Raw genomic sequence first — 21000 nt, 5'->3', positions numbered from 1 at the left:
GCAGTGTTTGGGCTTTGCTTCGGCAAGACTCACAGGAACTCGTTGTCGGGCCCAATAATGGTCAGGCTCCGATGTGACGAGGAACATCACATCGGGCGCTTGGCATCAAGCAGCTTCGGTCAGGGTCAAGAGGCGCTGGCCGGCGCTATGACCAGGTCTTCGGGTTTGATCCGCAAGGCCGGGTTGCTGTCGATTCCCCAGTAGTCTTTTGTCGAGTTGTAATACAGCGTGCCGTCCAGTTTCGTCGTCACGCCAAGGTTCTGGACAATGATTCTGGCGGCCAGCTCATTGCGTTGCCGGTGCAGGCGAATGTCGGCCAGCAGGCTATCGACGCTCGAATAGCTCTGAGCGTTGATCAGGTAAAGTTGCAGCACTTCAAACAGCAAGGCGACCTCATAGATGTTGCCGGAGCGGGTCACTACGCTCACCGACTCGACCGGCATGTCATCTTCTATGGTCGGCAACTCGATCAGGGCACTCCCCACCCACAGGCGCTCGGCGTCCAGTTTGATGTCATCGCGGCTGATCGCCTCGGTCATTCGGGCGGTGAACAGATTCCAGGTCGAGGCATTGCTCGTTCTTGCCTGGGCTCCCGGAGTCATCAGGCGAATGATCATGTTGCTGGTCAGGTAGATGTCGTAGGACGAACTTGCGCCTTGGAGAACATAGATGCCGTTGTGGGATGCGGTCTCTATATCGACCCGGTTGGGTGTGGCTGGCAGCGCGATGGTGCGAGCAATCGTTGGCCGGGAAAACAGATATTCACCATGTCTTGGCTTCAGGCAGCCAGCGGCCTTGCGAATCTTGCTGCCCGGTTCCATGGCGTCCGAGAGATAGGGCAGATCGGGCAGTTGCAGCCGGTAAGAAACGCCGTCCTGCATTACCACGGCAATGTCCTGTGCCAGATGAGCAGTCGTGACCTTCAGGCTGTTTTGGCCGCTGTAGCCATTGGCGTACGTCGATGTCTGGACGACGCCCTTGAGTGTCACTATTTTCTCCGGAAGCAACAGCGAGATATTGATGTCGCTGTAGTACAGGTGGGAGTTGAGCGATACGCCCGCGCGCTTCTCGACATGGTAATTGACGACCACATCGACCATCTCGGCATCCTTGTAATCCAGATAGATGACTCTGGAGGTTTTGGGCAGGTCGGGCCCGGCAACGAATTCGACCCTGCGCTCGGTGCGTGCCACAAAATGCCGCTTCGATCCCTGCTCCGTGAGCGTGACCGTGCCGCCATTGATGATCTCGGTGGCAGCGGATTTGCCGATGACACTGACGACCACTTCAACATCCTGCGCCGGCGCCCCTTGCATCAGCGATGGCAGGGCAGGCAGCAGTTCATAGCCGTCCTGAGTCTTGAACAGCAATTGGCCATTTTTCAGGTGACGTTGACCGTCGACCCATTGGTAGATGTTTTCGATAGTCAGGACATGCTCGGGGTCCTCACCATCCCGGCCACGCAATGAACTGACGAGCAGTGAGGTGCCGACGATCTGCCAACGCTGGATCCATTCGATGGGCCAGCCCAGTTCGATGACACTCGACTGCTCACCGTCTTCAATGATCGTGGTCCTGGCTGAGGTGTCCGCGATGTAGTAGCGATCCAGGCCGAGACCTCCGTCAACACGGCAATCGGCACCGCGGATGGCAATGGTATCGTCACCGTCACCGGCCGCGATGTGATCATTGCCATTGGCCGAAATGCGATTGGCCTCGCTGCTCCCGGTGACCAGACTGACACCATTGCGCAATGTCGAGATGTTTTCGATCGCGCGCACGTGTGCGATCTCGATCGCAGTCGTGGTCTGGTCATGGCTGCGCAGGGCGACCTTGCCGGTCTGCAGATTGATGTTGTAACCGAGGTGGCGAGTATCAGTGACGGGGCGGCGGCCTTCAAAGGCCAGGGTGTCGGAACCTTCGCCGCCATCGAGCGTGCTGATACCGGATGGCGCTGCTTGCTGATTGAGCAACTTGTCGGTGGTTTCGAAGTAAAACTCATCGGCCTTGCTGCCCCCGGTCAGGGTCTTCGTGCCCTCCCGATAGCTGAAGAAGTTAGGTTTGTCCTTGACCCCGACGACCTGGTCGTTGCCGTCATCGAGGCGCCAGAACACGCCTTTGTCATCGCCGGGCGTACCTTTGACGCTACCCGCGAGGTTTGGCGGTATGCCGTCGCGGGCATCAATGATGTCGTCGCCGCCGATGATGACTGTTTCGCTGTCGAGCTTGAACGCTTGCTCTCCGGCGCGCTCATTCCATTGGTGACGCCAGATTTTCAAGGGTTGCAGTTCGACACTGAAGCTGCCGTTGACCACATATTCCGCAAAGTTCTTGTAGGCACCTTCCAGCAAGGCTTTGGTCGAGACCTCCCGTTGCCGGGTGTAATCACTGAATGCCTTGGAGATTTTGAAGCGGTCCAGCACTTCTTGATCCAGCTCCTGCCCGGTGAAGGCGAACCAGCCGGAGCGCAAGCGTTCATGGGCGCTCAGTTCGATGTAATCATCAATATCGTCGACCACTCGCGCGGCCTGGTAAATCATCGATCCGAGAATGAGGATGGCCGCTGCGGCCAGGCCCAACGGACCGGCGACACTGCCAAAACCGGCCAGCGCCGCTGCGCCCAGCGCCAGGCTGATGCCCGCACTGGCGACACTCAGAGCGCCGGCGACGTAGTGATCCTGTGCCTCCTTGCCGCTGGTCGCCGCGGCCGCATTGAACGAGGACACGGCGTCGTTGATGTCGAATGGCAGGGTGATTGCGCTGGCAAAGAGGCCGGCACCCCGACTCAGGTATTTGCCGGCCGACGTCAGCGGGAATCGCCCAAACGCCCTCGAACCGTTTCTGAGCATCGCTTCGCCGGTTTTGGTCAGGCCGCGTTCGATGATCAGAGAACCCAATTCGGCAGCAATCGAACTCCCCTGGTAGACGGCTTCCAGGGTGTGGCCTTTTTTGATGGCATCCATCATCGCCATGTAGCCGCTGTAAATCCCGAATGCCTGCAAGCCGACACCGGCACCACTCATCAGGTAGCTTTTGGATTTGCTGACCCAGCCCGGTGCGTTTTCAAACGAATCGACGCGATGAATGTCCAGGGTTTGTGCCGCGTGGCTCAGTTGGTTCAGGCGATCCATTCCGCTGCCGGCGGGCAGCGGTCTGGCGCTGACGAACAGCGCCGAGGCATCGCTGGAACGTTTGCAGGCAATTTCAAAGAAGAGGGTGGCCACGACCCCGCTGTCGGCGATGTCCGCGTGTCTGACGCGTGTCTCGACCGTTGCCGAGTTGAAGTTGAGTGCATTCAGAAAGGCCTGGTCCGGTGTTTTCATGCTGGCGTTCGCCGCACTGATGACCTGGCCGTTGACCGTGGCGCCCAAGGCCTTGAGTTCCACACGGCTCACCCAGACTTCACCGATGCGCAGGGGGCCGAAATGTTTATCGAGGGATTTGAGTGTGTGTTTTACGCCATCGCCTTCAATGAGTGTGTCTGTTGTTATGTTTGAAAGTGTGGAAGTGGCTTCAGTATTGTTGGCTGCAGGCGCATGAGTATTGGCCGAACGACTGATTGCGGTGACCTGCAGAGTGGGGCCAAGAGGTATTTCGATTGCCGGTTCTATAAGTTTTGCCACGAATTGATCCTTTTAATGATAAGCGTTGTGCCGCCCCGGTTTCCGTACCGGTTTGAATAAGGCGTTTAACTGATTTGAATCAGGAAAAGTTGTTGCGAGTACAGGCACTCAGGCGCATTTATTCAGGCCAGGTGATGTCATCGCCGAACTCGTCTTTATTGCCGGAAAGTTTGAGTATCGGTTTGCCCGCCGCTTGCGCGGCATCGATCAGTCGATCGTATTCATGGTGGTTGGCACGCCCCGCGTGGGTTGCCGCTTCGATGCGTTCGGCGTTTGCGCCGGCCTGTTCCTGGATGTCGTAAACGTTCGCCGCTTTGCTCAGGGTTGAATCCAGCAACCAGACGCGCTTGGCGTCCAGACCTTTTTTGGTCACGGAAATCAGGCCTTCGTGATCATCCGAGGGAAACCGGGTGGTCGGAGCGTCGAGGGCAGACGAGTTGAACAGATAGTTCACTTCATGGGGGACCACTTCCAGGCCTCGGGTGTCCAGTACATAGATAAACATTTGTGTCTGGCGCTCCCGGGTCCGTTCGTAGTTGCGTTCACGGTCCATCGCGACCGGACTTGCGGCATCCGACCAGTCGGAAGAGGCGCTGCTGTCGCTGCTGTTACCGGCATCGCTGTCAGGGGACGCATCGTCTGCGGCTCTGCCGGGATATTTGTTGGTCTGGCTGTTGAATCGCAGGTATTCCGGGTCCGGTGCGCTGGCATACATCTGCCCTTCCTTGAGGCTGAACGTGGCGCTCATCGGTTTATGCGTGGAGGCTCCGGGACTGTGTGCGTAGCGGGGCAGCATAGTGTCGTCATTCGCCAATTCGAACGGTGTGCGTTCATCCCCGCGAAACAGCGCCGGCACGTCGGTTCGATAAAGGCAGTTGTGCTGGTTGCGCAGGTAACCCAGTTTGGCCAACAGCGCTTCGCGCAGCTCAACGGTCAAAAGGCGTTCCGGGTCGTACCAGTCATGGCGCGGGTGGCGTTTCAAATGCAGTTCGCTGATAGCATCCTGACTCAGCTGGTCGAGGCGATGCGGGTTGCCGATGTCTTGCGTCAGACGTTTATGCGCCGTTGCCCACGCCGGCATCGTCAGCTCGCTTTTGAGGTGCTGCTGCAAGCGGGTCAACTGGCCTGGCAGCAAGTTGTATGACTGCAGGAATGTCTCGCGTTCTGTCGCGGTCATGGACGGATGCAGCCAGCGCAGTGAACTGCCTACCAATGCCTCGACCGCGTTCGGCAGGTCTCGTGGCTCGGCCCAGCGTGGCGGGCCGCCCGAAGCCTGGGCCTCGATCCGGAATCGCGCGATGTCCTGGCCTTCCACGGCGTACGCCTGCCATATCTGATGATCGGTCCATTGCTGCAAATGCGTGGCGGGGGCGCCAAACCCGTTGACGGGCGGGGCGACCTGAATCCATCGGGCGTATTGATCGCGGAACGCAAACAGTGTGTCGGTTCGCGTTGAGCCCGGTCTCGGTTCAAGTTCGTAGTAGCCCTGAGCATCCGGAGAACGATCCGATGGCCTGTAGCGGTTCGGGTCGATGAATGTCGGCGCCTCCATCGTGCGCGGTTGTTTGGCAGCAGAGGGCTGATCGATCTGTTCGTCCGTGAATGCAGAGCGACGCTTGGGAGCAGGCTCGCCTGCCGTTTGTGCGGTCTGGCGGACACGGTTGGTGGCGATGTCGTCGGAGGTCAGGCGCCAGGTTGGCCGCCCTTCATTTTTGTAGATGATCGGGCCAAGTGCATGACGGTCTTTGAGCAGTTTCAGCCGATAGACTTTGAGTTTTTCGTCCAGATCGACATGCGCGGTGCGCAGGCCTCCGTCGTGTTCGACATCGACAAACCGGCGGCCGACGATGAAACGCCAGCCCTCATCGTTGGCAGATTGCATTCCCCGCAGGAAAGGGGCGTGAAGCCAGTATTTATCCACAGGGTGTTCGTTCGCGTGGCCGTCAATGCTCCGTGTCGGCATTTCGCTGATGTGCAACGTGGCTGGCGGGGGGTAATCGATGGCCGGATCAGGCGTCTGGGGGCGAGTGGGGTGTGTTGAAACACGGGAATCGAAAGGCCAGTGTGCACGTGTAGAAGCGAAGTCCGGCTGGCGCGCGGGTGGCGTAATGGATTCGATGGGTTGCGACGATACAGTGGGTGGTTTGCGCGGTGTTTTTGGACTCATGGATTACTCGGAGTTGATTGGGCTCATGGGGGCTTTAAGTTGCTGGTTGAGTGCGTGGGATGTTGTGTGTTGCATGTGAAAGTTTGTCAGTGGTTGTTTGATTGTTTTGGTTTGAAGTTCTGGCGGTTTCAATGTAATTGATTTTTTGTCGGGCAGTGGGCGCGTTGTTACGATGCTGCGGTTAAATATGTAACTTGAGTTTTATAGAGTGGGGTGATGTAGGTAGTTGGAGTTATTAAGCGAGGAATACTTACCGGGAAGGTATTAAGGGGGCGTAGGGAGATCGCGCCACTCTTGTCGGAATAATCCTCAAAGAGTGGCGGATAGGGGAAAGGGACAAACAGGTTTAATCAGTACGCGTAACGCAATAGTGTGTGGGGCAGGTGGCGAAACGCGAAGAAACTGAACAGTGCCACCAGTGCCGGCAGAATCAGCCACCAGACTTTGAAAGGCATTGCATTGAGGGGGCCCTGGCGCTGGTTCAGCCACAGGCTTGCAGCACAGACACATGCCGCCAGCATCGCGCCGGCCAGCACATCGGTCGGCCAGTGCGCACCCAGGTAAACCCGTGAAAGGGCAATTGCCAGGGCCGGAATGCAGCCAACCAGCAGCCAGGTCAAGCGCATGCGGGGTGGTTGGCCGCGGCCAGCGAGGACGCCCAGGGTCAGGAATAGTGCGAACGAACCCGAGGCATGGCCACTGGGCATGCTGAAGCTGGTAATCGGGTCGGTCAGTATTTCCGGACGAACCCTTGCGAAAAACAGCTTGGTCACCGTGTTGGCCAGCGCCGTGCACAGCAGGGTACTTGCGGCAAAAATCGCCTGACGCCACTGGCGGCACAGCAACAGCAGACCTGTCAGCAGAATGCTGAACATCAGCATGTTGCGGAACTCGCCGATCAGGGTAAAGGTGACGGCGATTTCATCCAGCAGCGGTTGGCGATGTTCCTGCACCAGCGTCATCACGCCTTGGTCGAGGGCTGTCAAATACGGATAGCCGATGAACAGACCGAGCAGAATCAACAGGCTCATGCTGCTGATCCACAGCGTCGCCCGGCGGTGACGGCGCAGGCTGCTGTTCGCGCTGAGACCGACCATGACCGCGATGCTGGCAGCGACGATCCCGGCCTCAAGCCAGAAACCCTCCGGCAATGGCAAGCGAAACGCCGCGCCGGTGGCCCAACCGGGCAACAGATAGGCCAGGCTCCAGCCTGCGGCGGCCAACAAGCTGACGGCGGCGAAGCGTGGGAAGGGCATGTCGCACATCCCGGCGACCATTGGCAGCATCGGGCGCAGTGGGCCGATAAAGCGTCCTACCAACAGGCTGGCGATCCCGTAGCGCTGGAAATAGGTTTCGGCGCCGGCCATCCATTCCGGGTGATGGCGCAGTCCCGGCAGTCGTCGGATGTTCTGGTGGAAATGTCGGCCGAGAAAGTACGAGATCAAATCGCCAAGGATGCCGCCGAGGAAGCCCAGCAACAGGGTTTCACTCAACGACAGCGCGCCGCTGCCAGCCAGTGCGGCCACGGCAAACAGCAGCACCGTGCCAGGCACGATCAGCCCCGCAATCGCCAGGCATTCGACAAAGGCAACAATGAATACCGCCGCGGCCAGCCACTGTGGATTGGCCGCCAGCCAACCGGTCACGCTATCGAGCCATGGGCCCATACAGAAAAACTCCAATCATTGATTAACCCTGTGTAGGAGCAGCCTTCGGCAACTCCTGCATTGGGGAGTCACAGCAAGAAATAATCCCGGCCTTCGACCTGGCCGCGTCGAAGCGGGTTCCGCGTGCACCATTGCGCATAAGCTGAGTCGACGAAGCGGTACATCAAGTGCTCGTCACGGCCATGGGGAATGCCCAGGCGTGTGGTTTGAATGATGTGCGACGGCGCAGGCCCGGTGTCTTCTACCAGAAGTAATTGGTGATCGAAACGTTTGGCGTCCCACATCGGAACTTTCAAGCCCAGTGCTTTGCACAGCAAGGTCTGACCGGCGCAGAGCTTCTGCGACGGGCGCGGACGTCCCTGGGCATCCGGATTGTTCAGCAGCATCTGCGCCAGGCTCGCCGGGCCGCTGATTTCATCGACCCACGGATAGGCGGATTTGATCAGTACGGCATTGCCCGGCCCCTGTGCGCTGAAGTTCAGGGAGTCACCCCCGCGGGCGTAATACATATAGATGTGTCCGCCATCCAGAAACAAAGCCTTACGTTTTTCTGTATAGCCGAGGGAGGCGTGACTGCCTTTTTCTGCGCAGTAATACGCTTCGGTTTCAATGATTCGCGCACTGAGCCAGAGGTCGCCGATCCGATGGCGGATGACTTTGCCGAGCAGATCGCGGGCCAGCACTTGCGCGTCACGGTCGAAAAACGTGTCCGGGAGCCCCAGCGGCAGGCGTTCGGCGCGGTTGCGAACGGTCAGGTTGGACATGGCGGGCAATGTTTATCCAGGCTGAAGAGGTCGAGATGATAACAACGCACGGCTTAATTGAGCCTGAACACCGGCGAATCAGCGTTCATTTCGACCATCCGCCCGTCACCGCTGTTAGTCCCGGGACGCGACAGCTATAATCTGCCGCTTTCCTCTTTGCCAAGACCCCAGCAGACCATGACTGAGTCCGTTCTTGACTACATGACCCGATTGGGTCGCGCCGCCCGCGCAGCTTCCCGGGTCATCGGCCGTGCCAGCACCGCGCAGAAGAACCGCGCCTTGCAGGCTGCTGCCAATGCCCTGGACGCCGCGCGGGCCGAGCTTGCCGCCGCCAATGAGCAGGATCTGGCTGCCGGTCGCGCCAATGGTCTGGAGCCGGCCCTGCTGGAGCGTCTGGAGCTGACCCCGGCGCGCATCGACGGCATGATCGTCGGTTTGCGTCAGGTCGCCGCGCTGCCGGATCCGGTCGGTGCGATCCGTGACATGAGCTTCCGTCCGTCGGGGATTCAGGTCGGCAAAATGCGCGTGCCACTGGGCGTGATCGGGATCATCTATGAATCCCGGCCAAACGTGACCATCGATGCCGCCAGCCTGTGCCTGAAGTCCGGCAACGCGACCATTCTGCGCGGTGGCTCTGAAGCGATTCATTCCAACCGGGCGATTGCCGCGTGCATTCAGCGCGGTCTGGCCGAGGCCGAGTTGCCCGCCGCCGTGGTGCAAGTGGTCGAAACCACCGACCGTGCCGCCGTTGGCGCGATGATCACCATGCCTGAGTACGTCGACGTGATCGTGCCGCGCGGTGGCCGTGGCCTGATCGAGCGCATCAGCCGCGATGCCCGGGTGCCGGTGATCAAACATCTGGACGGTATCTGCCACGTCTACGTCAGCGCCCATGCCGATCTGGCGAAAGCCCAGCGCATCGCCTTCAATGCCAAGACTTATCGTTATGGCATCTGCGGTGCGATGGAGACCTTGCTGGTTGACGAAACTGTTGCGCAGGATTTCCTGCCGTCGATGGCGGCGCAGTTCCGCGAAAAAGGCGTCGAACTGCGCGGCTGCGAACGCACTCGGGCGATCATCGACGCCGTTGCCGCCAGCGAAGACGACTGGAACACCGAATATCTGGCGCCGATCCTGTCGATCCGTGTGGTCGACGGTCTGGATCAGGCCATTGAACACATCAACCATTACGGCTCCCATCACACCGACTCGATCGTCAGCGAAAACCTCGCCGACACCCGCCGGTTTGTGGCGGAAGTCGACTCGGCGTCGGTGATGATCAACACACCGACGTGCTTCGCCGATGGATTTGAATACGGTTTGGGTGCCGAGATCGGCATTTCTACTGATAAGCTGCACGCCCGTGGCCCGGTAGGTCTCGAAGGACTGACTTGCGAGAAGTATGTCGTGGTCGGTGATGGCCAGTTGCGCGGCCAGGCGCCGGTCTGACTTGACCGACCTCGACCTGACAGCGCCGCAAACCGGCAGCGAGCCCCGCCCCCGTCGTATCGGCGTACTGGGCGGTACGTTCGACCCGGTGCACATCGGCCATTTGCGTGGTGGGCTGGAAGTTGCCGAAGCGCTGGCGCTCGACGAGTTGCGCCTGATGCCGAATGCGCGGCCGCCACATCGCGGTACGCCGCAGGTGTCGGCGCAGGATCGCTTGGCGATGGTCGAGTGTGCGGTGGCCGGATTGCCGTCGCTGGTGGTGGACGCCCGCGAATTGCAGCGGGACAAGCCGTCCTGGACCATTGATACCCTGGAGTCGATGCGCGCTGAAATGCCCGCCGAGACCCAGGTTTTTCTGCTTTTGGGCTGGGACGCATTTTGCGGCCTGCCCACTTGGCACCGCTGGGAAGAGTTGCTCCAGCATTGCCATATCCTGGTGCTACAGCGCCCGGACGCCGACAGCGAACCGCCGGATGCCTTGCGCAACCTGCTGGCAGCGCGTTCGGTGAGCGACCCGCTGGCCCTGAAAGGGCCGAGCGGACAGATTGCATTCGTCTGGCAGACACCGCTCGCGGTTTCCGCCACCCAGATCCGTCAACTGCTGGCCAGCGGTAAGTCGGTACGTTTCCTGGTGCCCGACGCGGTCCTGGCCTACATCGATGCGCACGGTCTGTACCGTGCGTCGAACTGAACAAGGCGTGCTTCACTGATACGAATCCACGTGTCGCCAAGCCGCCGAATATACGAGCAAAACGAGTTTTATATGACTGACAAAGACCAAACCAAAGTAAAGCGCAAAGGCACATTCAAGAGCGCCCCGCTGCCAGAACCGGTCAACACCAATGAGCCGCTGAAGGGCGACGAGCTGGTCAAGCTGGCTGTAGCTGCGCTGGAAGACGTCAAGGCACAAGACATCCAGATCATTGATGTTCGCGACAAGCAGAGCATCACTGACTACATGATCATCGCCACCGGTACGTCCAACCGCCAGATCAACGCGATGCTCGACAAGGTTCGCGAAGAAGTCAAAAAGCAGGGCGCCAAGCCGCTGGGCGAAGAAGGCAAGGGCGACAGTGACTGGGTGCTGCTCGACCTGGACCTGGTAATCGTGCACATGATGACTGCCTCGGCACGTCAGTTCTACGATCTGGAGCGCCTGTGGGCCGGTGCCGAGCAAAGCCGTGCGGCCGACGCCAAGCACCACAGCCCGGAAAACACCCACGAGCATTTCACCAAGCTCAACAAAGACCAGCTGTAAGGGATTGCTGTGCGACTGCGCCTGATCGCCGTCGGTTCACGCATGCCCAAGTGGGTGGAAGAAGGCTGGCATGAATATGCCAAGCGTCTTCCGTCCGAGCTGGCGCTGGAACTGGTGGAAATACCGCTCAATACCCGTGGCAAGAATGCCGACGTGGCCCGATTCATCCGCCAGGAAGGCGAAGCCATGCTGGCCAAGGTCGGGCCGAACGAGCGGATCGTCACGCTGGAAGTCCACGGCAAACCCTGGAGCACCGAGCAGCTGGCGGTCGAACTCGACCGTTGGCGGCTGGATTCGCGCACGGTCAATTTCATGGTCGGTGGCCCGGAAGGGCTGGCGCCGGAAGTCTGCGCCCGTGCCGATCAGCGCTGGTCGTTGTCGCCGCTGACGTTGCCGCACCCGTTGGTGCGGATCCTGATCGGCGAACAGTTGTATCGTGCCTGGACCGTGTTGTCCGGTCACCCTTACCACAAGTAATCCAGCCCTCATGTCTCAGCCGATCCGCATCAAGGACCACGAAAAGGACGCACGCCTGGTGCGTAGCCGCGTCGTGTTCGGGGCCATTGCGATCATGCTGTTGATCGGCGTGCTGATTGCGCGGCTGTATTACTTGCAGGTGATCCAGTACGAGTACCACTCGACGCTGTCGGAAAACAACCGCGTCCATGTGCAGCCGATTCCACCGACCCGCGGGCTGATTTTCGACCGCAATGGCGTGGTGGTGGCGGACAATCGTCCAAGTTTCAGTTTGAGCATGACCCGCGAGCGCTCCGGCGACTGGCAGCAAGTGCTCGACGTGATCGTCGAAGTGCTGGAGCTGACGCCCGAGGACCGGGTGATCTTCGAGAAGCGCATGCGTCAGGGGCGCCGGCCGTTCGAGCCGGTGCCGATTCTGTTCGAGCTGAGCGAAGAGCAGATCGCCCGGATCGCGGTGAACCAGTTCCGCCTGCCCGGCGTGGAGGTGGTTGCACAACTGGTTCGTCACTACCCGCAGGGCGCGCATTTTGCGCATTCGGTCGGGTACATGGGGCGGATCAACGAGAAAGAGCTGAAGACCCTCGACCCGGTCAACTACAGCGGCACCCATCACATCGGCAAAACCGGCATCGAGCGTTTCTACGAGCCGGAATTGCATGGTCAGGTCGGTTACGAAGAAGTCGAGACCAACGCCCGTGGCCGCGTGCTGCGAGTGCTCAAACGCACCGATCCGATTCCCGGCAAGGACATTGTGCTGAGCCTGGACATCAAGTTGCAGGAAGCGGCCGAGGCTGCGTTGGGTGGACGTCGTGGTGCGGTTGTGGCGCTCGATCCGAAGACCGGCGAAGTTCTGGCAATGGTCAGCCAGCCGAGCTTCGATCCGAACCTGTTCGTCACCGGCATCAGCTTCAAGGCGTATGCCGAGTTGCGTGATTCCATCGACCGGCCATTGTTCAACCGCGTATTGCGCGGTCTGTACCCGCCGGGCTCGACGATCAAACCGGCGGTAGCAATTGCCGGCCTCGATTCCGGCGTAGTGACGGCGTCCAGTCGAGTGTTCGACCCGGGCTACTACATGCTGCCCAACTACGATCACAAATACCGTAACTGGAACCGCACCGGTGACGGCTTCGTCGACCTCGACACGGCGATCATGCGGTCCAACGACACCTACTTCTATGACCTGGCCCACAAGCTCGGCATTGATCGGTTGTCGGCCTACATGAACAAGTTCGGCATCGGCCAGAAGGTCTCGCTGGACATGTTCGAAGAATCCCCCGGCCTGATGCCATCCCGCGAGTGGAAGCGGGCGACGCGCAAACAGGCGTGGTTCCCGGGCGAAACCCTGATCCTCGGGATTGGCCAGGGCTATATGCAGTCAACTCCGCTGCAACTGGCCCAGGCCACGGCGCTGGTCGCCAACAAAGGCATCTGGAACCGTCCGCATCTGGCCAGATCCCTCGAAGGGGTGAAACCGGTGGATGAAAATCCGATGCCGGACATTATCCTGCGTGATCCGTCGGACTGGACCAAGGTCAACCACGGCATGCAGCAGGTAATGCACGGCGCTCGTGGTACCGCGCGCAAAGCGGCCATCGGCGCGCAATACCGCATCGCCGGCAAATCGGGTACGGCGCAGGTCGTGGCGATCAAGCAGGGTGAGAAATACGACCGCTCCAAGGTTCAGGAACGCCACCGCGACCACGCCTTGTTCGTCGGTTTCGCCCCGGCCGATGACCCGAAAATCGTCGTGTCGGTGATGGTCGAGAACGGTGAGTCCGGCTCCGGCGTTGCCGCGCCGGTGGTGCGTCAGGTCATGGACGCCTGGCTGCTCGATCAGGACGGACGTTTGAAGGCCGAATACGCCAGCCCAATCAGTGCGGAGGCTACGGCCCGTGATGAATAACTTTGATCGCATGCTCTCCAGTGAGGATGTGATGCGTCGCCGCGCGACGTTGCTGCAAAGACTGCATATCGATGGCCCGTTGTTGATCCTGCTGCTGATCCTCGCCGCCGGCAGCCTGTTCGTGCTGTATTCGGCCAGTGGCAAAAGCTGGGATCTGTTGGCTAAACAGGCCACTTCATTCGGTATCGGTCTGGTATCGATGATCATCATCGCCCAGTTCGAGCCGCGTTTCATGGCGCGTTGGGTGCCGCTTGGTTATGTGATTGGCGTGGTGCTGCTGTTGGTGGTGGACATCATGGGCCACAACGCGATGGGCGCCACCCGCTGGATCAACATCCCCGGGGTGATCCGCTTCCAGCCCTCGGAATTCATGAAGATCCTGATGCCGGCGACCATCGCCTGGTACCTGTCCAAGCGCACGTTACCGCCACAACTCAAGCATGTCGGCATCAGCCTGATGCTGATCGGCGTGCCGTTCGCGCTGATTGTGCGCCAGCCTGACCTCGGTACTTCGCTGCTGATTCTGGCGGGCGGCGCGTTTGTGCTGTTCATGGGCGGGCTGCGCTGGCGCTGGATTCTCAGCGTACTGGCGGCGGCGATTCCGGTGTCGGTGGCGATGTGGTTTTTCATCATGCACGACTACCAGAAGCAGCGAATCCTGACCTTCCTCGACCCGGAAAGCGATCCGCTGGGCACCGGCTGGAACATCATTCAGTCGAAAGCCGCGATCGGTTCCGGCGGCGTCTTCGGCAAGGGCTGGCTGCTCGGTACTCAGTCGCACCTGGACTTTCTGCCGGAAAGCCACACCGACTTCATCATTGCCGTACTCGGCGAAGAGTTCGGGCTGGTGGGCATTTGCGCGCTGTTGCTGATCTACCTGCTGTTGATCGGCCGAGGGCTGGTGATCACCGCGCAGGCACAAACGCTATTCGGCAAATTGCTCGCCGGGGCGTTGACCATGACGTTTTTTGTTTACGTTTTCGTCAACATCGGTATGGTCAGTGGCCTGTTGCCGGTCGTAGGGGTGCCGTTGCCGTTCATTAGCTACGGAGGAACTTCGCTGGTGACACTGCTGTCAGCGTTTGGGGTTTTGATGTCGATCCATACCCATCGCAAGTGGATCGCGCAGGTTTGAATAAGGTGAAGAGTTCAATGCAAGTAATGCGTGGCTGGGCGACTCGATGCGCGCCGCTGGTTGGCCTGATGGGCCTCCTGGGCAGTGTGCAGGAAGCGCTGGCCGGCGAATACGAAGGCTCGCCGCAGGTGGCCGAGTTCGTCGGTGAAATGACCCGCGACTATGGTTTCGCCGGTGAACAACTGATGGGGGTGTTCCGCGAGGCAGAGCGCAAGCAGTCGATTCTTGACGCCATTTCCAAGCCCGCCGAACGGGTCAAGCAGTGGAAAGAATACCGTCCGATGTTCATCACTGACGCGCGCATTGCTCGTGGTGTGGACTTCTGGCGTCAACACGAGGCGACCCTGGCCCGTGCCGAGCAGGAATACGGGGTACCGGCACAAGTCATCGTGTCGATTATCGGCGTTGAAACCTTTTTCGGACGTAATACCGGTAATTTCCGGGTGATCGATGCATTGTCCACGCTCGGTTTCGACTATCCTCCCCGTGCCGAATTTTTCCGCAAGGAACTGCGTGAGTTCCTTCTGCTGGCGCGTGAAGAACAGGTCGACCCACTGACCCTGAAAGGCTCGTACGCCGGGGCCATGGGCTTGCCGCAGTTCATGCCGAGCAGCTTCCGCGCTTACGCGGTGGATTTCGACGGTGACGGCCACATCAATATCTGGAACAACCCGGATGATGCGATCGGCAGCGTCGCCAGTTACTTCAAACGTCACGGCTGGGTGGCCGGCGAACCTGTGGTCAGCCGCGCCGATGTGCGTGGCGAGCAGGTCGATGAAGGCCTGACCACCGGCATCGAACCGACAAAGACCGTCGCAGAGTTGCGAGCGCTGGGCTGGTCAAGTCATGATGCGCTGCGCGATGATATGCCGGTTACTGCATTTCGCCTCGAAGGCGACAACGGCCCCGAATACTGGATGGGCCTGAAGAATTTTTACGCGATCACGCGTTATAACCGCAGCGTGATGTACGCCATGGCCGTACATCAACTGTCTGAACAGCTGGTACAAGCACGGGGCGTCAAGTAATGCGGGCATTGCCTAACAATAAACCCCTGAAGCTGGTGGCTTTCGCTGCGTTGGCGGTGTTGGTCGCCAGTTGTACGACCAGCCGTGCGCCGACTCAGAAAACCTCTTCGACCGCTGTGCGTGCGCAGCCGGGCCTGGACATCAACCGCGCACACAAAGATGGCGCGCCGTGGTGGGACGTCGACGTGTCGCGCATCCCCGATGCCACCCCGACCCTGCACACCGGGCCCTACAAGGCCAACCCGTATACCGTGCTGGGCAAGACCTACTTCCCGTTGCAAGAGTCCAAGACCTACGTCGCTTCGGGTACGGCGTCCTGGTACGGCACCAAGTTTCACGGTCAGAACACCGCCAATGGCGAGGTCTACGACCTGTACGGCATGAGTGCCGCGCACAAAACCTTGCCACTGCCAAGTTACGTTCGGGTGACCAACCTGGACAACAACCGGACGGTGATCCTGCGGGTCAATGACCGTGGGCCGTTCTACTCTGACCGCATTATCGATTTGTCCTACGCGGCGGCGAAAAAACTCGGTTACGCCGAAACCGGCACCGCGCGGGTCAAGGTTGAAGGCATCGATCCGCAGCAGTATTGGGCTGCCAAGGGCCGTCCGGCACCGCTGATGCTCAACGAGCCGCAGGTCGCGCAGAACAGCGCTCCGGTGATCACGGCATCGGCCGGCACCGTCGAACAATGGACGCCGCCGCCGCAGCAACATGCCTCTGACACCGTCCCGGTGCCGATGAGCGCAAAAAAAAACGCTTCTGCAACAGCGTCTGGCCAGTATCTGCAGGTGGGCGCGTTCGCCAACCCGGACGCTGCAGAACTGCTGAGGTCGAAGCTCAGCGGGATGGTGAGCGCTCCGGTGTTCATCAGCTCGATCGTGCGCAATCAGCAGACTCTGCATCGGGTACGCCTGGGGCCGATCGGCTCGCCGGGTGAAATCGCCCAGGTGCAGAACAGCGTGCGCCTGGCCAACCTTGGTTCGCCAAGCGTGGTCACCGAGTAATACGTAGAACTTGATTGACGGTTCACTTGCGGTATCGGGGGGTGAACCAGGTTGTTGGCTCGTCGAAGAACAAAAGCCCGGCAAGGGTGACTGGAGTGAGCAACTGAACACGCGATGGCTCGTTAGAAAGTCATCTGATTAAATTTTGTCCGCAAGGACAGTTTCCATTAGCGATTTCGAGAGACGGATGAACATCACCACCTTTGCCAAACGCCTGTGTCTGCTAGTCCCGCTGCTCCTCTCGCCAGCCGCCTTCGCGGCCGAGATGATGCCGTCGCCACCGCAACTGGCCGCTAAAGCCTACGTACTCATGGATGCCGCCAGCGGCAACGTGCTGGTAGAAAACAACGGTGACCAGCGTTTGCCACCGGCCAGCCTGACCAAGCTGATGACCGCGTACATCGCGACCCTGGAAATCCGTCGTGGCCAGATCGGTGAAAACGATCCGGTGACCGTCAGCGAGAACGCCTGGCGCACTGGCGGTTCGCGGATGTTCATCAAAGTCGGCTCGCAGGTGACTGTCAGCGACCTGCTGCACGGCATCATCATCCAGTCCGGCAACGACGCCAGTGTGGCGCTGTCCGAGCACATCGCCGGCAGCGAAGATGCGTTCGCCGATCTGATGAACAAGACCGTCACCGATCTGGGCATGACCAATACCCACTTCATGAACCCGACCGGTCTGCCAAATCCTGAGCACTACTCGTCGGCCCACGACATGGCGATTCTGGCGCGCGCGATCATCCACGAAGACCCGGCTCACTACGCGATCTACTCGCAGAAAGAGTTCTTCTGGAACGGCATCAAGCAACCTAACCGCAACCTGCTGCTGTGGCGTGACAAGACCGTTGACGGTCTGAAAACCGGTCACACCGATGAAGCCGGCTACTGCATGGTGTCCTCGGCTGTACGTGATGGCCAGCGCCTGATCGCCGTGGTGTTCGGCACCAACAGCGAAGTGGCTCGCGCCGCTGAAACCCAGAAGCTGCTGACCTACGGTTTCCGCTTCTTCGAAACCCAGACCTTCTATCAGAAGGGCACCGAACTGGCTCAGGCCCCGGTGTGGAAAGGCACCACCAATCAAGTCAAGGCCGGCCTGGCTGAAGACCTGACCATGACCCTGCCAAAAGGCCAGCTGAAGAAGCTCGCTGCCAGCATGACCATGAACCCGCAACTGACCGCGCCAATCGCCAAGGGCGACGTGATCGGTAAAGTCGAAGTCAAACTGGAAGACAAGGTCGTGCACAGCGCTGACCTGATCGCTCTGGATGGCGTCGAGGAGGGTGGTATCTTCCGCCGCATGTGGGATAGCATCCGTCTATTCTTCTACGGCTTGTTCAACTGATTTGTGTTGACCTGCATGGCCCCGCCCCGATCCGGTGCGGGGCCATGCGCGTTATCACGGCTTGCGCTCAAGAGGCCGTTACGCCATGACCGATACCGAAGTAAAGGCGCCAAAGATCGAATTTCCCCAGACTGATTATCCGATTAAGGTGATCAGCGATACGGGTGTAGGTCACAAAGACAAGATCATCGAGATCGTGAAGAAATTCGCGGAGATCAACGATGAGCGTGTCGACGAACGTTCGAGCAGCAACGGCAAATACACCACGATTCAGTTGCACATCGTCGCGACCGATCAGGATCAGCTGTACAACATCAACAGCGAACTGCGGGCGACCGGTTTCGTACACATGGTGTTGTGATGCCGGGCACGCTGGGCTTTCGCGAACTTGGCCAGTTGGCTTACGAGCCGGTCTGGCATGCCATGCAACGCTTTACCAACGAACGCGGCAGCGATGCCGCCGACGAAATCTGGCTCGTCGAACACCCGCCGGTGTTCACTCAGGGCCAGGCTGGCAAGGCCGAACACTTGCTGCTGCCGGGAGACATCCCGGTGGTGCAGGTCGATCGTGGCGGCCAGGTGACTTATCATGGCCCCGGCCAATTGGTGGCTTACCTGTTACTGGATGTGCGCAAGCTGGGTTTCGGCGTGCGTGATCTGGTCAGCCGCATGGAGCTTTGCCTGATCGAACTGCTGGCCAGCTACGGCGTGACCGCGGCAGCCAAGCCAGACGCTCCCGGCGTGTACGTCGATGGAGCGAAAATCGCTTCTCTGGGTTTGCGGATTCGCCACGGTTGTTCCTTTCATGGCCTGGCCCTGAACGTGGATATGAACCTGGAACCGTTTCGACGGATTAATCCCTGCGGCTATGCCGGGCTGGCGATGACCCAGCTGAGCGAGCACGCAGGATCGATTGAATTTGCCGAGGTAAGTGCCCGGCTGCGCGCGCAGCTCGTCAAACACCTCGACTATGCTGAGCAGACGACCCTGACGGGCGGAATCGACTGATATGACTACTGATGCAGTGCAAACCATGATCCCGACGCTCGACGTGACCGAGCGCCCGGCCCCGCGTCCCAAGGTAGAAGCCGGCGTCAAGCTGCGCGGTGCCGAGAAGGTTGCACGCATCCCGGTAAAGATCATTCCGACCACCGAGCTGCCGAAGAAACCTGACTGGATTCGTGTGCGCATCCCGGTTTCGCCGGAAGTCGACCGCATCAAGAGCCTGCTGCGCAAACACAAACTGCACAGCGTCTGCGAAGAAGCCTCCTGCCCGAACCTCGGCGAATGCTTCTCCGGCGGCACCGCGACCTTCATGATCATGGGCGACATCTGCACCCGTCGCTGCCCGTTCTGCGACGTTGGCCACGGTCGTCCGAAGCCACTGGACGTCAACGAGCCGGAAAGCCTGGCCATCGCCATCGCCGACCTCAAGCTCAAGTACGTGGTGATCACCTCGGTCGATCGCGACGACCTGCGTGACGGCGGTGCCCAGCACTTTGCCGATTGCATCCGCGAAATCCGCAAACTGTCGCCGAATGTGCAGCTGGAAACCCTGGTTCCGGACTACCGTGGCCGCATGGACGTTGCGCTGGAAATCACCGCCGCCGAGCCGCCGGATGTGTTCAACCACAACCTGGAAACCGTGCCGCGCCTGTACAAGGCTGCGCGTCCGGGTTCGGATTACCAGTGGTCGCTGACCCTGTTGCAACGCTTCAAGCAGATGATGCCGCACATTCCGACCAAATCCGGCCTGATGCTGGGTCTGGGTGAGACCGATGAAGAAGTCATCGAAGTGATGAAGCGCATGCGCGAACATGACATCGACATGCTGACCCTTGGCCAGTATCTGCAACCGTCGCGCAGTCACTTGCCGGTGCAGCGCTTTGTGCACCCGGACACCTTCGCCTGGTTCGCCGAGGAAGGTTACAAGATGGGCTTCAAAAATGTTGCCTCGGGCCCGCTGGTGCGTTCTTCGTATCACGCCGATGAGCAAGCGAAGCTGGTCAAGGCTGAGCTGCTGGGTTCCTGATCCGGCGCTGAATGAAAAAATGCCCGCCGAGGTTTTAACGCCCGGCGGGCATTTTTTTGCCCGTCTTACATAAGATGCTGATTTTTCCTGCAACCTGCGGCGTGGCCGAACCTCTTCTGTTTGCCCCCGTTCCTGACTACTGTGTGTGCATGACTCACAGGGAGATCCAAGGATGACCGTTCGACCGACCCACACACTTTGCCCGCACAAAGCCGTGCCCGCGTTGCCCTCAGAAGGACTGATCGGCGTCATTGCACCTGCCGGCCCCGGTGCTTTGGACACCGATAAGGCGCTGCAATGGATGCGCGCCCGCGGCTATGGTTTGAAGGTGTTTCCCGGCGTCTACGAGAAGGACGGCTATCTGGCCGGCAGTGACGATGTGCGCCTGCGCGATCTGCACGCGGCGTTCGCTGACTCCGAAGTCGACGCGATCATTTGCCTGCGTGGCGGCTACGGTACGCCGCGCTTGCTCGACCGTATCGACTACGATTTGCTGAGCCGCCACGCCAAGCCTTTCGTCGGCTACAGCGATATCACCGCGCTGCACCTGGCCATCAGTCGTTATGCCGGATTCGTGACCTTTCACGGGCCGCTGCTCAATGCTGACCTGCTGGGTGACAAGGAGCCGCCGACGGTGACTTCGTTCTTCGCCATGCTGCGCGGGCAATTGAAGGCGGGGAGTGTGCTGAGCCATCCGGTGGCTTATCCGTTGATCACGGTAGAGCCAGGTGTCGCGCATGGGCGCTTGCTCGGCGGTAATCTGTCGATGATCGCTTCGACGTTGGGTACGCCTTACGAAATCGATGTCGAGGGTGTGATTCTGCTCATCGAAGACATCAACGAGCCGCTGTATCGCATTGATCGCTTGCTGACGCAGATGCGTCTGGCCGGCAAGTTGGCGAAGTTACGTGGGGTGTTGGTCGGGGATATTGCCGGTGTCGATGTTGATGCATTGAACCGCTTGCTCAAGCAGACCTTTGAACCGTTGCGGATCCCGGTGCTTTCGGGGTGGCGTAGCGGGCATTGTGATCCGAACCTGACATTGCCGATGGGCGCGTTGGTGCGGCTCGATGCCGGGAAGAAGGAATTGATGCTGGAGCAGGATGTGGTGATCAAGGCTTAAAGGCTATTGCCTGACA

The 21000-nt window shown here is 59.7% G+C and carries 17 protein-coding genes; 13 read left to right on the top strand and 4 right to left on the bottom strand.

The features are described from left to right. Positions 1–125: 125 nt before the first annotated feature. The 4 genes from CKW17_RS23795 to CKW17_RS23780 all read right to left on the bottom strand — a co-directional run bounded on the left by CKW17_RS23795 (position 126) and on the right by CKW17_RS23780 (position 8221). On the bottom strand, positions 126–3623 hold the full coding sequence (locus CKW17_RS23795; protein ID WP_256586289.1) for a calcium-binding protein: 3498 nt from the start codon (positions 3621–3623) through the stop codon (positions 126–128). 118 nt (positions 3624–3741) lie between these two features. After that, on the bottom strand, positions 3742–5505 hold the full coding sequence (locus CKW17_RS23790; protein ID WP_095122089.1) for a hypothetical protein: 1764 nt from the start codon (positions 5503–5505) through the stop codon (positions 3742–3744). A gap of 635 nt (positions 5506–6140) precedes the next feature. Continuing rightward, entirely contained in the window at positions 6141–7457 is a 1317-nt protein-coding gene (locus CKW17_RS23785; protein ID WP_095122087.1) for a bifunctional DedA family/phosphatase PAP2 family protein, read from the bottom strand. Positions 7458–7525: 68 nt separating this feature from the next. Beyond that, positions 7526–8221: a DNA-3-methyladenine glycosylase gene (locus CKW17_RS23780; RefSeq protein ID WP_095122085.1), complete on the bottom strand. Its 696-nt coding sequence runs from the start codon at positions 8219–8221 to the stop codon at positions 7526–7528. Between the two features lie 177 nt (positions 8222–8398). On the opposite strand from CKW17_RS23780, the gene CKW17_RS23775 reads away from it, so the two are divergent. The 13 genes from CKW17_RS23775 (at position 8399) to CKW17_RS23715 (ending at position 20984) form a co-directional block, all read left to right on the top strand. After that, complete coding sequence (locus CKW17_RS23775; protein WP_095122083.1) at positions 8399–9670, top strand: glutamate-5-semialdehyde dehydrogenase; 1272 nt, start codon at positions 8399–8401, stop codon at positions 9668–9670. After that, positions 9639–10361: a nicotinate-nucleotide adenylyltransferase gene (gene nadD / locus CKW17_RS23770; protein ID WP_095122081.1), complete on the top strand. Its 723-nt coding sequence runs from the start codon at positions 9639–9641 to the stop codon at positions 10359–10361. Before CKW17_RS23775 ends, nadD begins: the two co-directional genes overlap by 32 nt. 72 nt (positions 10362–10433) lie before the next feature. Next, entirely contained in the window at positions 10434–10928 is a 495-nt protein-coding gene (rsfS, locus tag CKW17_RS23765) for a ribosome silencing factor (protein WP_016986117.1), read from the top strand. Between the two features lie 9 nt (positions 10929–10937). Then, positions 10938–11405 (top strand): 23S rRNA (pseudouridine(1915)-N(3))-methyltransferase RlmH, encoded by a 468-nt coding sequence (gene rlmH / locus CKW17_RS23760; RefSeq protein ID WP_003185785.1) that lies wholly within the window; start codon positions 10938–10940, stop codon positions 11403–11405. Positions 11406–11415: 10 nt separating this feature from the next. Continuing rightward, positions 11416–13311 (top strand): penicillin-binding protein 2, encoded by a 1896-nt coding sequence (gene mrdA, locus CKW17_RS23755; RefSeq protein WP_095122079.1) that lies wholly within the window; start codon positions 11416–11418, stop codon positions 13309–13311. Between the two features lie 31 nt (positions 13312–13342). Further along, complete coding sequence (rodA, locus tag CKW17_RS23750; RefSeq protein ID WP_049802149.1) at positions 13343–14446, top strand: rod shape-determining protein RodA; 1104 nt, start codon at positions 13343–13345, stop codon at positions 14444–14446. Between the two features lie 17 nt (positions 14447–14463). Continuing rightward, a complete protein-coding gene (mltB, locus tag CKW17_RS23745; protein WP_095122077.1) occupies positions 14464–15474 on the top strand; it encodes a lytic murein transglycosylase B in 1011 nt (336 codons plus the stop codon). Next, a complete protein-coding gene (locus CKW17_RS23740; RefSeq protein ID WP_095122076.1) occupies positions 15474–16484 on the top strand; it encodes a septal ring lytic transglycosylase RlpA family protein in 1011 nt (336 codons plus the stop codon). Before mltB ends, CKW17_RS23740 begins: the two co-directional genes overlap by 1 nt. A gap of 187 nt (positions 16485–16671) precedes the next feature. Next, complete coding sequence (locus CKW17_RS23735) at positions 16672–17829, top strand: D-alanyl-D-alanine carboxypeptidase family protein (protein WP_016986121.1); 1158 nt, start codon at positions 16672–16674, stop codon at positions 17827–17829. Positions 17830–17914: 85 nt separating this feature from the next. Next, a complete protein-coding gene (locus tag CKW17_RS23730) occupies positions 17915–18190 on the top strand; it encodes a DUF493 domain-containing protein (RefSeq protein ID WP_095122074.1) in 276 nt (91 codons plus the stop codon). Further along, the gene (gene lipB / locus CKW17_RS23725) at positions 18190–18837 is read left to right on the top strand and encodes a lipoyl(octanoyl) transferase LipB (protein ID WP_095122072.1); all 648 of its coding nucleotides are present in this window, start codon (positions 18190–18192) and stop codon (positions 18835–18837) included. The genes CKW17_RS23730 and lipB overlap by 1 nt, the downstream gene beginning before the upstream one ends. 25 nt (positions 18838–18862) lie before the next feature. Next, a complete protein-coding gene (gene lipA / locus CKW17_RS23720; RefSeq protein ID WP_161986515.1) occupies positions 18863–19861 on the top strand; it encodes a lipoyl synthase in 999 nt (332 codons plus the stop codon). Positions 19862–20033: 172 nt separating this feature from the next. Then, a complete protein-coding gene (locus tag CKW17_RS23715; protein ID WP_095122070.1) occupies positions 20034–20984 on the top strand; it encodes an LD-carboxypeptidase in 951 nt (316 codons plus the stop codon). Positions 20985–21000: the final 16 nt, after the last annotated feature.

The organism is Pseudomonas sp. Irchel s3f10 (genome assembly GCF_900187515.1).
Lineage (GTDB): Bacteria > Pseudomonadota > Gammaproteobacteria > Pseudomonadales > Pseudomonadaceae > Aquipseudomonas > Aquipseudomonas tensinigenes.
This window is presented reverse-complemented; position numbering and strand designations above follow the sequence as displayed.

Excerpts from the sequence above, each read along its gene's own strand:
- lipB (WP_095122072.1), top strand. The coding sequence starts at position 18,190 with ATGCCGGGCACGCTGGGCTTTCGCGAACTTGGCCAGTTGGCTTACGAG.
- CKW17_RS23730 (WP_095122074.1), top strand. The coding sequence starts at position 17,915 with ATGACCGATACCGAAGTAAAGGCGCCAAAGATCGAATTTCCCCAGACT.
- rodA (WP_049802149.1), top strand. The coding sequence starts at position 13,343 with ATGCGTCGCCGCGCGACGTTGCTGCAAAGACTGCATATCGATGGCCCG.
- mltB (WP_095122077.1), top strand. The coding sequence starts at position 14,464 with ATGCAAGTAATGCGTGGCTGGGCGACTCGATGCGCGCCGCTGGTTGGC.
- CKW17_RS23780 (WP_095122085.1), bottom strand. The coding sequence starts at position 8,221 with ATGTCCAACCTGACCGTTCGCAACCGCGCCGAACGCCTGCCGCTGGGG.
- lipA (WP_161986515.1), top strand. The coding sequence starts at position 18,863 with ATGATCCCGACGCTCGACGTGACCGAGCGCCCGGCCCCGCGTCCCAAG.
- CKW17_RS23740 (WP_095122076.1), top strand. The coding sequence starts at position 15,474 with ATGCGGGCATTGCCTAACAATAAACCCCTGAAGCTGGTGGCTTTCGCT.
- CKW17_RS23790 (WP_095122089.1), bottom strand. The coding sequence starts at position 5,505 with ATGCAATCTGCCAACGATGAGGGCTGGCGTTTCATCGTCGGCCGCCGG.
- nadD (WP_095122081.1), top strand. The coding sequence starts at position 9,639 with ATGGCCAGTTGCGCGGCCAGGCGCCGGTCTGACTTGACCGACCTCGAC.
- CKW17_RS23715 (WP_095122070.1), top strand. The coding sequence starts at position 20,034 with ATGACCGTTCGACCGACCCACACACTTTGCCCGCACAAAGCCGTGCCC.
- mrdA (WP_095122079.1), top strand. The coding sequence starts at position 11,416 with ATGTCTCAGCCGATCCGCATCAAGGACCACGAAAAGGACGCACGCCTG.
- rsfS (WP_016986117.1), top strand. The coding sequence starts at position 10,434 with ATGACTGACAAAGACCAAACCAAAGTAAAGCGCAAAGGCACATTCAAG.
- CKW17_RS23785 (WP_095122087.1), bottom strand. The coding sequence starts at position 7,457 with ATGGGCCCATGGCTCGATAGCGTGACCGGTTGGCTGGCGGCCAATCCA.
- CKW17_RS23735 (WP_016986121.1), top strand. The coding sequence starts at position 16,672 with ATGAACATCACCACCTTTGCCAAACGCCTGTGTCTGCTAGTCCCGCTG.
- CKW17_RS23775 (WP_095122083.1), top strand. The coding sequence starts at position 8,399 with ATGACTGAGTCCGTTCTTGACTACATGACCCGATTGGGTCGCGCCGCC.